This window comes from Rhizobium sp. A22-96, from assembly GCF_053521805.1.
In genome coordinates this window covers 125,808-139,802 of sequence record NZ_JBNWDQ010000008.1, presented here as the reverse complement: position 1 = coordinate 139,802, position 13,995 = coordinate 125,808, and the positions used below count along the sequence as shown (strand labels likewise).

Here is a 13,995-nt window from a genome sequence, read left to right as displayed (position 1 = left end):
TGAAAGGACGATCTTAGGACGATGGATCAGATGCTGCCGAGTGACAGTGAAATGCTTGCATCGCTGCTCGAACGCGACCCCGGTCGCTTCGAGCCGACGACGGCATTCCGCGTGGCTCAGGAATCGGCCGGAGATCATCTCTCGGTTTCGTCGCCGGTCGGCGTCTCGCCGACGCCGCTCGCCGTCAACGACTTCAGGCGCAAAGGCAAAGGCGCATCGCTGCGTGCCAGCATGGCCGGATTGCTCGGCCCGCTCGGAGCGATGCCGCCGAGCTACAACGAGCTCGTCATGCGCGAAGAGCGCAACCGTGCCCACGGACTTGCAAGCTTCTTCGATATCTTCACCGCCCGCCTCACGGAACTTTTCGTCGATGCAAGCGAGAAATATCGCCTCGCCCGCAGACTGCGATGGAACCCGGGCAGAAGCGGCAACACCTTCATATCAACGCTTTTCTCCCTCGCGGGCTTCGGTACGGCACGATTGAGGGAGCGCGTTCGACCCGACGATGAACTCATCCTCAGATTTTCCGGCTTCTTTGCGGCTCGCAACCGCAATGCGATCAATCTGCAGGCCATGCTGCGCGAATTCAGCGGGTTGCCGGTGGCGATAGAATTGTTCAGGGGCCGCTGGCTTTCCATCCCCGTCGATGAACGCAGCCGCATGGGCCAGCCGCAGGGAGTTCAGCTCGGCGTAAATGCTACGGCGGGAACGGCAATCCATGATTTCGGTGGCAGTTTCCGCGTGGTTATTGGCCCCGTCAACTACGAAGACTATCGGGCGCTCTCACCCGGCGGCAGCAATATCGACGCGCTTTTCGCGCTGACGCGTCTCTTTGTCGGCCCGACGCTCGATTTCGATATTCAGGTCGTCCTGAAGAAGGAGCATATCCCCTTCTGCAAGCTGGGCGAGGATGGTGATCCGCCGAGGCTCGGTTGGAATAGCTGGGCACGCGTCGCTACAGCCGAAAGCGACAGTGGCGATGCCATTATCGCCGAACCACGCTCGGCTCGCGGGCTGTCACAAGCAGGAGGCGCCCATGCGGCTTGAGCTGCGTCAGATCGCCGGCGATGGCGCCAGCAAGGGATGGTTCTTCGAACGCGGCAAGCGCACGCTCGGCCGCTCGCCGGATTGCGACTGGCAAGTCGAAGATCCAGGCCGCCTGGTGTCGAAGATTCATTGCATGATCGAGCGCGACCGCACCGGCTTTCTGTTGCGCGATCAAAGCGCCAACGGCACCCGGGTCGATGGCGTCATGATCATGGAAGGTGAGACTGCGAGACTTGCAAACAAGTCGAAGATCGCATTCGGCGAAATATCCTTCCATGTCGCCATCAGCGGCGAAGCCGATCGCGATATCGAGGATCCGGCCGCCGGCCTGCGCCTCAGCGATGAAACGATGACCATCTCCTCAATCCTCGCTGACGTCGCGCCCGGCGGCAGCACGGCAAATGGCATACTCGGCCATCGCGGCGGAGAAGACTGGATCGCGGCTATTCCGCAATCGACGCGAAAGGACAAGCAGTCGAGTCGCAATATCGATGTCGGCTGGAGCGGTCCGCCTGATATCGATGGTATCAAACCGGTCCTCCCCGATGACTGGAATGCGGATTTCGGCCTCGGCAGCCAATTGGAGCATGGTGCTGCGACACACGTTTCCGTGGCCGTTGCGCGCAGCGCCGTCGGTCGCGATGCCCCGGATACGACGAAGGTGATCATTCCCGCAAACGATATCCGGGCGGCGGAAGACACAGGCTTTGGCCAGCCAGATGAAACCTTGCTGCTGTCCGACGATCCGCTCCAGCAGTTTGAAGCCCTTGTCGATAGATTAGAGCAGACCCTCGCCGATGAAGCCGCGCTCCTTGGCATCGAAGATGACCATGTTCATTCGTCTGCGTCGCTCTTCAGCCGGGAGCGAGCCGAGCAGCTCACGGATCGGCTGCGAACACTCATTGCCAGGCAATCCGCCCTGAATGCCGGCCTTGAAAATCTCCTTGGCGAAGCCAGTCGTCTATTCGAGCCCCGCATGATCGAGGCGCAGGTCGATGCCGGCTCCCGCAAGGGGATTTGGCGCGGTAGCCGGGATTATTGGAAGGCCTATCAGACCCGGTTCGAACGAGATGGCAAGCGCATTTCCGTCCGCGATCTGCTGACGGAAGCCGGACGCGCCCCGGCGGATCGTCAGGGTGAGCAGGACATCAGCACCATTGCAGAGAGGACGGGCAACACCCGATGAAGAACGAGAATCGAGTGGCATGGAGCGAGGGCATGTTCCTTCGCGTACAGCACTTCCAGCAAGCCGACCGCTGGACGGAGCGGCTTGTGCGGACGACCGCGCGCGGATTGGCGCCCTATCCCTGGGGCATCGCTGAAATCGGCATCGACCGCAGCGCGCTCGCCATCGGCCAATTCGCGCTGTCGAATCTGCGCGGCATCCTGCCCGACGGCACGCCATTCGAAGCACCCATCGATGCGGACCTGCCGCCACCACTCGATCTGGACGACAGCACCAAAAATGCCATCGTCTATCTCGCCCTGCCGGCGCGTCAGCCCGGCAAGGCAGATGTCGCCCACAATGGCAGCGCAATGCGCAACAGCGTTCGCATCACCGCCTCCCAATATGAGGCGCCGGATTCCAATATAGAAACCGACTTCATGGCACCCATCGATGTCGGTCGCCTGAGCCTGCGCTACCTGAAAACCGGCGACGAGCTCGCCGGCTACGAGTTGATTGGCCTTGCCCGCATCATCGAGGTGCGTTCGGACAGAGCAGTCATTCTGGATCCCGACTATATTGCGCCCTGCCTCAACTGCGCCGCCGAAGCGCGGCTGAACGAGCTGGTCACCGAACTGCTCGGCATCGTGCGGCATCGCGCCGAGGCGATTGCCGAACGCATCGGAGATCCCACTGTGCGTGGCACCGCGGAAGTGGGCGACTACTTTCTTCTACACATCCTCAATCGCGCCGATCCGATGCTGCGCCACATTGCGGCGAATGCATCGAGGATGCATCCGATGGCCTTCTATGAGCAATGTATCGAGCTTGCCGGAGAGCTTGCGACCTTTACCACCGACAGCAAGCGGGCGAGCGACTTCCCGCCCTATCGCCACGACGATCTGAAGGCGACGTTTGCAGCTGTCTTCAATGATTTGCGCGCCTCCCTCTCCGCAGTGTTGGAGCAAGCCGCGGTTTCCATCGAGCTTATCGAGCGGCGTCACGACGTCCGCGTCGGTACCATCAACGATCGTTCGCTGCTCAAGGATGCCGGCTTCGTTCTTGCCGTGCGCGCCGAGATGTCGGCCGAGGACGTCAGGCGCAAGCTGCCGTCGCAGATCAAGGTCGGCCCTGTCGAGCGCATCGCCGAACTCGTCAACGTGGCGCTCCCAGGTATTCCTGTCCGTCCGCTACCGGTCTTGCCGCGGCAGCTGCCTTATCGATCTGGAACGATCTATTTCGAACTCGATACGAAGAATCCGCTTTGGAAACAGCTTGATACCTCCGGCGCGATCGCCCTGCATCTTGCCGGCGACTTCCCTGGCCTGGAGATGGAACTGTGGGCTCTCAGAGAATGAACACACCACGATCGACACCATGGCACGAGCTGCCGACCATCATCGAGCTCAGCGACAGCGGCACCAAGAAGAATGAGGCCGCCCGAAAGCTGGCCGACCTTCTGGATGACGAACTCGATCAACAGGCTGGGGATACGCCCGGCGGCTGGTCGGTCGACACCTTGATCCGCAACTTCCGTTTTGGCGGCGAGGACGTTCCGACCATCGTGCGCTCGGCCGCCCCATTGCTGAATCTCGCCCATAGTCTCCGCAATACCGAGGAACAGCCTGATATCGCCGAATTACGTCGCGTGACGATCGAGGCCGTCGGACGCTATGAGCGCGATCTCGCCAGCGCCCGCATCAGTCCGGAGCGGGCGCGCGCCGCCCATTATGTGGTCTGCGCAACCATCGACGACGTCGTGCTGAGCAAGCGCTGGGGCGTGCGCGCCGGCTGGGCGCGCTCCGGCCTCGTCTCCACCTTCCACATGGATGTCACCGGCGGCGACCGGGTGTTCGATCTCCTCGACCACTTCCAGCAAAGCCCGGGCACCAACAAGGATCTGCTGCTTCTTATATATCTATGCCTGTCTCTGGCCTTCGAAGGCCGGACACGCGTTTCACCGCGCGGTTCTCTGGAGCTCGGACGCATCCGCGACAGTCTCTATAAGACTTTGCTCGGCCAGTATGGTGTCTTCGAACGCGAGCTGTCGCCGCACTGGCGCGGTGTTTCCGCACGGCACAAGCCGCTGCGGACCGTTGTCGCACTTTGGACGGTTCTTTCCATCCTCGCTCTGCTGTTTGCGCTCGGCTACATGTTCTTTACGCTGTCGCTCAACCGGGCCTCGGATGCGACCTTCGAGCGCCTGGCAAATCTGCCGCCGCGCGACATGCCGAGCCTGCTGATCGAGACGCCGAAACCCAAGGAGGTGGTCGTCGAGGCTCCACCGCCGCAGAAAAAGCAGCCTGAAACGGCCCCGCCGGCGGTCAAGCCGGCTCCGAGCCCGCTCGACAATCTGCTGGCTTTCCTGCAACCAGAAGTCGAGCGCAAACTCGTCACCCTGTCCAACTCCAACGGGCGCCTCTTGGTGCGCATCAACAATTCCGGCCTGTTCGACACCGGCAGCGCCGAGGTCAGCGACCGGTTCCGCGATCTCCTGCAGCGCATCGGCGGTGCTCTCGCCTCGGAGAAATTCCGCGCGGTGGTCGTCGGCTATACCGACAATGTGCCGATCCGCACGACACAATTCCCGTCGAACTGGCACCTCTCCGAGGCCCGAGCCCGCGCGGTCGGCGATATCCTGGCCGCCTATACCGGCAAGGATGCGATCCTGACGGAAGGGCGCGCCGACAGCGATCCGCTGGCAAGCAACGAGACGCCGGAAGGACGCGAAACCAATCGCCGCACCGAAATCCTCGTGCTGACCGATCCGACGCAACGGCTTGGTGACGCCGCCCTCAATCCGCAGGCGACGACTGGGCCGGCGGGTGACAACCCGAGCGCTGCACCGGCAGCAACGACGGGAGCCACACGATGAACCCGCTCGGCATATTCTACACGCTTCGCTCCTACGTCTCGGTCTATGCCGGCCTTCTCGGCCAGCGTTTCATCTCGCTCATCTGGGTCGCAGCCATCTGCATCCTCATCTGGTTCTACGGCTACACGCTCGGCTACGGCACCTTCAAGCCGCTGGCGACAGTCAATGCCCGCTTGATCGCGATCGGCGTGGTCATCGCAGTCTGGCTCGCCTATCTGTTGATCGCACGGCTGCGCGCTCGCAAGCGGGACAACGCGCTTGTGGACGGCATCAGCGATGATGCGGCCAGCCAGCAGGCCGAGGTCGGCGAAATCCATAGCCGCCTCAAGGAGGCCCTGCTGCTGCTGCGCCGCATCAGCAAGAAGCGCTTCGGCTATATTTACGAACTTCCCTGGTATGTGATCTTTGGCGCTCCCGGCTCCGGAAAGACCACGGCTCTGACCAATTCGGGATTGAAGTTTCCACTTGGCGATGCAATCGGCAGCAATTCAGTTCAGGGCGTCGGCGGCACCCGCAACTGCAATTGGTGGTTCGCCGATGAGGCAATCCTCATCGATACGGCCGGCCGTTACACGACACAGGATGATTTGAACGGCGCATCAAAGGCGGGCTGGGAAGGCTTCCTCGGCCTGCTCAGGAAATATCGCCGGTCGCAGCCAATCAACGGCGCCCTCGTCACGCTGTCGATCGGCGATCTCCTCAGCCGCGATCATGAGGAGCAGCTCGATGAGGTGCGCTCCATCCGCAAGCGCCTGTCGGAACTCGATGAATTTCTGCAGGCGCGAGTGCCGGTCTACGTCATTCTGACAAAGGCGGACCTTTTGACCGGTTTCGTCGAGTTTTTTGACGGACTTGCAAAGACCGATCGTGAACAGGTCTGGGGTACGACATTCAATCTCGATGAGAGCTACAAGGGTGAAAATCTGCCCGAACGTTTCATGGAGGAATTCGCGCTTCTGCAGCAACGCGTCGATGCAATGCTGATCGAGCGCCTGCAGCAGGAGCCGAACATCGAGGTTCGCGGCCGGATATTCCGTTTCCCCGCCGAGCTTGCTGCCCTTGGCGAACGGCTGCAGGAGGTGCTCGGCGAACTCTGCTCTTCGTCGAGCCTGATCGAAGCCCCGCTGATGCGCGGTGTCTATTTTGCCTCCGGCACGCAAGGCAGGGAGGCTGCAGCCGAGGCGCCGCGCATGCGCCGCAGCTATTTCCTCTCGCGCCTCTTCAAGGAGGTCATATTCGGCGAAGCATCGCTGGTTGCGCGCGACAGACGCCTGTCCGGCCGTCAGGCGATGATCCGGCGCGTTGCCTATGGTGTGGCCGCAGTGGCGCTCGCAATCGTCTTCACCGGCTGGACAGCCACCTATTTCCAGAATTCCCGCGCGATTGCCGCCGCCGAGCGGCGCATCGACAATTACGAGAAGCTGGCAAACGGCATTCCGGTGCGCGACGTCACCGATGCCGACTTCCTTCGCGTCCTGCCCGCTCTCGACAATCTTCGCGCCGTGACCGGCAGTTTCGATGAAGCGAGGATCTGGCCGACGAGTTTCGGCCTGGACCAGGAGGACAAGATCGCCAGCCGCCAGCGCATCGCCTATCAACGTGCCCTGAATTCCCTCCTGTTGCCGCGCATGCTGGTGGAGCTTCAAAAGGAACTCAAGCAGCCTTCAGATGTCCAAAGGACCTTCGACAGCCTAAAGCTCTACGGGATGCTCGGCGGATTAGGTCCCCTCGACAAGGATTTCATCTCGCAGCAGGCAGAAGATATGTTTGCCACGCTCTATCCGGGCGAAGGACGCGCCGCCGTTCGCAAAGCGCTCGTTACGCATGTCGATGCGATGGCCACGGGCAATCTGCCGGCAATCGAGCTGGACAACGCTTTGATTGCCAAGGCACGCGACACCATTCGCCCGCAAAGCCTGGCATCGCGCACCTACGACATTCTCACCCATTCCCGCCAAGCCCGACAGCTTGATCCCTGGATCCCCGCCGACGCCTTGGGTCCGCTCGGTGCGCAGGTGTTCCAGAGAAAATCGAAAGCAGCGCTCCGTGACGGTATCGCCGGAATCTTCACGGGCAAGGGCTATCGCACCGTCGTGCTGCCGGACGCCGAAGCGGCGGCATCGGAAGCGCTCAAGGAGCAATGGGTGCGCGGCGATGCCGGCGGCAACCCAACCGGCATGACCACGGACGCCATCGCCCAGGCCGCATTGCAGCTTTATTTCGATACATTCCAGCAACGCTGGTCGACGCTGCTCGCAGACCTGCAGGTTCGCCCTTCGAAGGATCTGGCGGACGCAACCGAAACAGCGAGAATCCTGGCGGCAAATCCAAGTCCTATCGAGATGGTGCTGAAATCCATCGCGACGGCTACGGATCTGCGTCCGGCTGGTGTGACTGAGGTCGCGTCGCTCGGCGACACTCCGGATGCAGCACTTGCATCGGCATCCACAAATGTCGCCAACACGCCAGATCCCTATGGACCGTTGCGCGCAGCGCTCGAGGTGAGCAGCAACAATACACAGGCCGCGCCTCAGGGCGACAATGCGAATGGAGCAAGCAGCAAGCCTCGCTCGCAGATCCAGAGCCTTCAGCCGATCCTGCAAAATATCTATGGCCAGCTATCGCGCGCCGCCACATCGACGGCAGAGGTCGCCCGCGTCTTCGATGCCGGTGGCCAGCTTGCCAACGCCAATCAGGACCTGTTGCAACAGGCCCGGGGCCTGCCGGCGCCCGCCGATGCCTGGATGGTGGCAACTGCCGCCGATATCGGATCCCTCGCGGTCAAAACCGCCCGCGCCCGCATCAACGATCTTTGGGCTACGGAAGGTGCCGATCTCTGCGCCCGCATCGTCACCGGTCGCTATCCCTTCGATCGAAAATCAAGCCAGGATATTGCCATGGCGGATTTCGTGCGACTCTTCGGCCCTCAGGGCCTGTTCCAGACGTTCTTCAAGAACCGCCTGGATGCGTTCATCGACACCAGCGCACAGCCATGGGGCTGGCGCGGCACCTTCGGCGGCGACAGCATTCCGAGCCAGGCCATCGCGCAGTTCGAAAATGCCAACAAGATCGAACGTGCCTTCTTCCCTGCCGGAAGCGAGAAGCCGGCGATTTCGATCAACGTGAAGCCGGTATCCCTGTCGGATTCGGCCAATGCCGTGATGATGGAGATAGAGGGTGAGCGTGTGGTCTACTTCCACGGCCCGATCCAATCGAAATCCATAGGTTGGCCGGCTACCAACACCGATAATCAATCGCGCATCGCGTTTCTGCCCGGTGGCTGGCAGGAAGCCATGACGCAGAGCGGCGATTGGTCTCCCTTCCGCCTGTTCGACGCTGCCAAGGTGACGGTCGAAGGACCCGATCTTTTCAGGGCACGCTTCGAGAACGACGGTCGAGCGGCAGAGTTCGATGTGCAGTTCGGCTCGGTTCTCAATCCATTCCGGCTGCAGGCATTGTCCGATTTCAGCTGCCCGGCGCAATTTTGACGGTCGGCTCGATGAACGAACACCTCGCCCGCACCCAATCGCCGATGCAAGCCGACACGATCGGCTTCTTCGGCAAATTGCCGACGCATGGCGATTTCGTTTCCTCGGCACTTGGCCTGCGGCTCCAAGGCGAACTCGACCAATGGATCCGGGGTGGCCTGATCGCACTCGAATCTGCCCTGGAGACCCAGTGGCGACGGCGGTTTCATGCCACATCGGCGTGGCGTTTCGTTGTCGGCAACGGCATATGGGCGCCCGGAGCCGTTGCCGGCGTGCTCCTGCCGAGCCGTGACCGTGTCGACCGCAGCTTCCCGCTCGTCATTGCCGCACAACTGCAGAAATTTTCGGGCCAGCTTCGCGACCTCTGCGAAGACGACAGCTGGTTTATCGCCGCCGAAGCGCTTGCCGAGACATCGGAGAAGCCTGATTTCGATATGAAACGCTTCGTCGAAGGAATTAAGCGCCTTCGTCTGCCATTTGCCGATATCCGTCCTGCCAATCGACCATCCTTGGGCACCAACGAAGCCGCCGCTCCCGCCTCGCTCTGGTGGCGCATCAATCCCGGGACACGTCACGGCAAAGGATTCCGGACCATGGCTGCGCCAACGGCGGAAGACTTTGTCAAACTCGTCACATTGGAAAACGGGAAACCATCTGCTCCTCCAGAAGCTCCGGCCCAGCCAGCCATTGCCGTCGTGGCAGAGCCGGCAAAATTCGTGACGGCATCTCAAACCCATTGGACGATGGAGCATAACCAGGCCAGCCATCCAGGCACGCGGCTGTCGCTGAATGCCGATGCTCTCCTCGTATCCGACAGGCCAGGTATTTTCGCTGTAGCCGATGGGGTGGGCGATGGCATCGGAGCGATCGAAGCTGCGCGGATCGCAACACAGATCCTCGCCGGCATTCCCGAGCGCGAAGCTTTGCAAACGCTGGTTCAGGATGTGAAAAGCAAGCTCAGCCATGCGCATGCCATCCTGCGCGCGAAGGGAACGAGCGGAGAGCGGGAACCGCCGGTCGCCAGCATCGTCGTTGCAGTGATGGCCGAAGGCAGGCTTGCCGTCCTGTGGGCGGGAGATGCGCGCTGCTATCTCCTGCGTGACGGCATGATGCGGCTTCTAACCCGAGACCATATCGATATTGGCCTGCGGCGGACCCTCGGGCGCGGTCTCGGCCTGAAGGAACAATTCGCAGCAGAGATCGTCCATGACGAGCTTCAGCAGGGGACCCGGCTTTTGCTTGCCAGTGGCCCGCTTTCGCGCTCCCTGACGGACAGGGTCATCGCCGAGATCCTGATCGAGACCCCCTTGGAACAAGCTGCCGATGCCCTTATCCAAGAAGCGCTGATCGCCAATTGCCGAGACAATGTCAGCGCCATTGTCATCGATGCCTCATGACAGGAGATCTGAAGTCGGAGGACATGAAAGAGATTGCAGCGCGCTTTGCGGGATTGCTGCGTCTTCTGACTCACGATGGCGAGATTGAGCGACCATCAGACATTCGCGACCTGCTGATCGATCGCCTGCGCGATGCGCTCGATCGGCGCCTTCCTTCCATGCCCGAGAGCGAGCCGAGCTTTATCGGCAACACTTTTCTTGTCGAAGCCGTCGTCCATTCCAATGCGCGGACTATCATCAGCCGCCTGCGCCATCGCGATCTCGGTACATGGCACGCGCTGAAGGCCCTCGGCAATAATCGGCTCGACGACGCTGCGACCAAAGCCATGTTGTTGCGCGAGGCTCGCATCGGCCTGACCCTTCATCATGCCAATCTCGTCGCTATTGAATGTGTTGTTCGGCTGCCGAATAGCCAACCCGCCATCATCGCGGAATGGGCTGGATCGCCCCTGTCACGGCGATTGTCGGCTGGAATCATGTCCCCGGCGGATATCAGGCAGGCAATGACGTGTCTCTTTGACGGCCTGCATGCAATGCATGAAGCCGGCTATGTCCATGGCGACATCTCTCCCGCCAACCTGCTTCTACGCGACGACGATTTCGCGCGATTGAAGATTGCCGATTTCGGCTCGGCGATAGAATGCGGGAAGACCTACGGGGATCTGGATATCGCAAAGGCGGCGACACCCGGCTTTGCAGCCCCGGAACTATCTTCCACGGAGCCGGCAGATCCACGCGCGGATATTTACGCGGCGGGATGCGTGATGAAGCTGCTTCTGGAGCGTTGCAGGGACGACGCCGATGCTCTCGCGCCGCTAAACAATGTCGCAGCCAAACTGACCGAGCGCGCACCTTCACAGAGGCCGCCAAACGCCATGGCGGCCCTTGAACTCATCGTGGAAAACTAGATGGAATCCGTCAGTTCGCCGAGACACTTCCCGGCTGCGGAGCCGCCGCCGTCGGCACGCTCTTCTGGTAGACGGTGAGAAGTTTGGCGGCGTCGACTAGTCCGGCGTTGCTCGCATAGATCGTGTCGCCGTCCTGCATCTTGAACTGCTGCATCAGGACGAAATTCGCGACGTCCTTGAGATTGACGCTGTAGATGACGGGCTTGATCGACACGATAGCCGGAGCGGCGCTTGCGGTCTTGGAAAGTGGGGTGACCGCCTGCGTGTAGATCTTCTGGTTGCGGAAGAGGTAGAAATTCCGCGAGTCGGCACGATCGTCGAGCAGGCCGCCGGCGCGGGCGAGCGCCTGCGCCAAGGTCGTCTTGCCCGGCTCCAGCGGAAACTCGCCGACGCTCTTGAAGGCGCCAAGCGCCGTGAAGCTCTGCGATGCCCCATCGACGAAAACCTGATCGCCCGGCAACAGGCGGACGTTCTGCTTGTCGTCTTGCAGAATGCGATCCAACGGCGCGGTTGCGCGCTGCGATCCGCGCGTCAGCGTCACATTGGTGCTGCTCGGCGCAGAGGATGCGCCGCCTGCAAGGGCGAGAACGTCAAGCACTCGCTCCTTGCGCGCAGTCAGCGGGAAGCGGCCGGCTGAGCGCACCTTGCCATCGACTGTGACGGCGCTCGATGGCTTGTCGACAACCGTGACCACTGCCTGCGGATTGACCGAGGAACCCTTGAGCGCCGTCACGATCTGCGACTGCAGACCCTCGGGCGTCGAATCGGCCACGCGCTGTTTGCCGACATAGGGCATGGTGACGAAACCGCGCGAGTCGACAGTGAAGCGGCCAAGATTGAGCGACTTGCTCTGCGTCGTGGAAAGCAATCCATCTTCGCCCGTGTCGAGCACGGTCACGTCGATGACATCGCCGGGGCGCAGCCGGGCATCTGAAAAGCCGGAGGAGCGAAGGCGCGAAAGGCCCTGATCGGAGGGTGCATAGGACAGCGCGGCGACCTGTCCACCCATCGGGGCGTTGGCCAGCGGCACGACCGGAATCCTCTCGCCCGAATGCGGCATCGTCGCGTTGCGAATGTTGCCGGCGCTTGGTCCATCCGACGGCCGTGCACAGGCGCTCAAGACAACCAAGGGTAAGACGACCGCCGCCAATTTCCGCATTCCCGAGCCTCCTTCGGATGTTACAGGCAAGGCAGAAATATCAACCAGAAGGCGGGAGGCAATATGCGAGCCTAATAAATAATGAATTATGACAGGCTGGTTGTTTACCAATGTGTCCAAATAGCAACCTAGCACCGCTTTTGCGATCTAGGCGTGCTCTTTCCGGCAGCGATAAGACCGGATCGGAAGGCTGAAGTGCCCAAGAGGCGCGAATCATCTACTGCTAGGCGAGCGTGGACAATCAAGTGCAACGTCAGCGAAATTGCGCCGCATCCGGTCCTCGGTGCCGATTGGCACCGAGATACTCAATGCACGACAACTAAACGCATTTGGCGATTTATCAAATCCTAATTAACATCTTAAAGTTGATTTAGGCGTTTATAAAATATGATCTCGGCAGGGTTTCCGTCTCCACACCGAAAGCAGAAGCCAAACACGACATACCTTTCGCCAAGTTTGGAACCCTTGCCTCACTCTCAACACAAAGGGATCGTCGACCATGTCTAAATTGCTGACCATCAATGTGAAGAACAACCAGCCCCAGACGCAGAGCTTCTATTTCTTCCAGCAGCCTGCCATCTATGCCGGTGGTAGGCAGGTCTATTCCAACAGTCTCTTTTCGATGGCCCTCGGCAGCTACAGTCAAACCGGTGCAATCCTGACCTTCCAGGCCAATCTGCAATATTACGCCGCCATTCAGCAGGCGAACACACCCCCACAAGTTGGCCAGCAGTCAGGCTTTGCCTCCGCCAGCCGTGCGATCGACCTAGCCGGCAGTGGCTCGCCGAACGATTGGACGACCGCAACGGTCTCACCGCTCGGACTTTCCGCACCGGTCAATGGCTCGGGTGTGCAACCTGGAGCCTTCCGTATCACGACGCCCAGCTTCAACCCCTGGGACTTATACAATGTCGGCTCCGCGCTTGCTGTTAATGGCGGCATCGTGTTGTCCAACTTCGTGCAGGCAAACCCGATGTACAACATCGATTGCCAGCCTATCCTAAAATACTTCGTCCAGACCGGATCCTACACGCCGGGCACTGTCATGAACTTCACCCAGTCCAGCGTGAATGCTGCTCTTGCGGATTTCACCAGCGGTCACACCACTTGCAATGTCACCTTGAACGTCGACGGAACTTGGAGCACCCAGTTTCAGTAGGGTGAATGCGGCCATATGGGCTATGAGCCTCCTCCTCCCCCATTCGCCCGCATGAGCTATCAAACGCCATGGCATACCGCCGCTTCCAGAGAGGGCTGACCGGCCGAAGATCGCTGCTGTCGGTCAGAGCTCCCTGGATGCGGTGGCGAACGCCCATCTCCTCACAATGAAAAGGAAAATCATCGTGCACCTTGCCAGGCTACGCTTCTCCGTCCTTGTCATGATCCTTGCCGTCCCCGGCGCGCTTGGCGCCGTCAATCCCGCCTACGCCTATTCAGTCTATCGCGCCGTTACAGCCGATGCGCGTAGTGGCGTTGTCATCTGGTATGCAGCAAACTTCGGGGTCAGTGGAAACCCTCCATCCCTGACATTCTTCCACTTTCCGAACGATGATGCTGCGCGGGCAGCCATCCCCAATGCGCAGTGCCTCGTCAAGATGGATCTCGGCAATCTCGTCGCTCCGGTAGTCGGCAAGCATGTTCCGGTTGGGAACGCAGCGATCCCAGTCAACGCCAGTCCCTCCGACAATCCGCGCGCCTTTCCCTGGAGCATGACGTTCAACAATAATCCGCCCGGCCACTGGAGTGTCGCAAAAACGGAGATTCAAAATCCGCCATCGACGAACGCCGCTGCAAGCAGAGTGGCGGCAGCAGGTTTTCAAAGCCTCGCGACCGCAAGCGGCTCCGGCGTCACCGTCATCAATGGCTACCTCCATGGTTGCCGGGCTCAATAGACCTTCCCCGAGGCGACCCCGATGGTCATGGGTACAACGTCGTTTACCGTGGGGCGTCTCAGGG

At 60.8% G+C, this 13,995-nt stretch carries 10 protein-coding genes; 9 read left to right on the top strand and 1 reads right to left on the bottom strand.

The window, feature by feature from the left end; genetic code table 11:
* Positions 1-21 precede the first annotated feature (21 nt).
* The 7 genes from tssG to ACQZ6F_RS30160 are packed head-to-tail and all read left to right on the top strand — an operon-like array spanning position 22 to position 10,880.
* A complete protein-coding gene (gene tssG, locus ACQZ6F_RS30190; protein ID WP_449094898.1) occupies positions 22-1,047 on the top strand; it encodes a type VI secretion system baseplate subunit TssG in 1,026 nt (341 codons plus the stop codon).
* Positions 1,037-2,233 (top strand): FHA domain-containing protein, encoded by a 1,197-nt coding sequence (locus tag ACQZ6F_RS30185; protein WP_449094897.1) that lies wholly within the window; start codon positions 1,037-1,039, stop codon positions 2,231-2,233. The genes tssG and ACQZ6F_RS30185 overlap by 11 nt, the downstream gene beginning before the upstream one ends.
* Positions 2,230-3,570: a type VI secretion system baseplate subunit TssK gene (gene tssK, locus ACQZ6F_RS30180; protein WP_077471695.1), complete on the top strand. Its 1,341-nt coding sequence runs from the start codon at positions 2,230-2,232 to the stop codon at positions 3,568-3,570. Before ACQZ6F_RS30185 ends, tssK begins: the two co-directional genes overlap by 4 nt.
* On the top strand, positions 3,567-5,087 hold the full coding sequence (gene tssL, locus ACQZ6F_RS30175) for a type VI secretion system protein TssL, long form (RefSeq protein WP_449094896.1): 1,521 nt from the start codon (positions 3,567-3,569) through the stop codon (positions 5,085-5,087). The genes tssK and tssL overlap by 4 nt, the downstream gene beginning before the upstream one ends.
* Positions 5,084-8,575, top strand: coding sequence for a type VI secretion system membrane subunit TssM (gene tssM, locus ACQZ6F_RS30170; RefSeq protein ID WP_449094895.1), 3,492 nt, complete (start codon positions 5,084-5,086; stop codon positions 8,573-8,575). The genes tssL and tssM overlap by 4 nt, the downstream gene beginning before the upstream one ends.
* Positions 8,576-8,586: 11 nt before the next feature.
* The gene (tagF, locus tag ACQZ6F_RS30165) at positions 8,587-9,972 is read left to right on the top strand and encodes a type VI secretion system-associated protein TagF (RefSeq protein WP_449094894.1); all 1,386 of its coding nucleotides are present in this window, start codon (positions 8,587-8,589) and stop codon (positions 9,970-9,972) included.
* A gap of 23 nt (positions 9,973-9,995) precedes the next feature.
* Entirely contained in the window at positions 9,996-10,880 is an 885-nt protein-coding gene (locus tag ACQZ6F_RS30160) for a protein kinase domain-containing protein (protein ID WP_449094893.1), read from the top strand.
* A 10-nt stretch (positions 10,881-10,890) separates the two neighbouring features.
* On the opposite strand, the gene ACQZ6F_RS30155 is transcribed toward ACQZ6F_RS30160, so the two are convergent.
* Entirely contained in the window at positions 10,891-12,039 is a 1,149-nt protein-coding gene (locus ACQZ6F_RS30155) for a polysaccharide biosynthesis/export family protein (RefSeq protein ID WP_449094892.1), read from the bottom strand.
* A 499-nt stretch (positions 12,040-12,538) separates the two neighbouring features.
* Here ACQZ6F_RS30155 and ACQZ6F_RS30150 point away from each other — a divergent pair, with 499 nt between their 5' ends.
* Both ACQZ6F_RS30150 and ACQZ6F_RS30145 read left to right on the top strand, forming a co-directional pair.
* Positions 12,539-13,198 carry a hypothetical protein gene (locus ACQZ6F_RS30150; RefSeq protein ID WP_449094891.1) on the top strand — a complete coding sequence of 220 codons (660 nt, stop codon included), beginning with the start codon at positions 12,539-12,541 and terminating at the stop codon, positions 13,196-13,198.
* A 184-nt stretch (positions 13,199-13,382) separates the two neighbouring features.
* Positions 13,383-13,931 carry a hypothetical protein gene (locus ACQZ6F_RS30145; protein WP_449094890.1) on the top strand — a complete coding sequence of 183 codons (549 nt, stop codon included), beginning with the start codon at positions 13,383-13,385 and terminating at the stop codon, positions 13,929-13,931.
* Positions 13,932-13,995 lie beyond the last annotated feature (64 nt).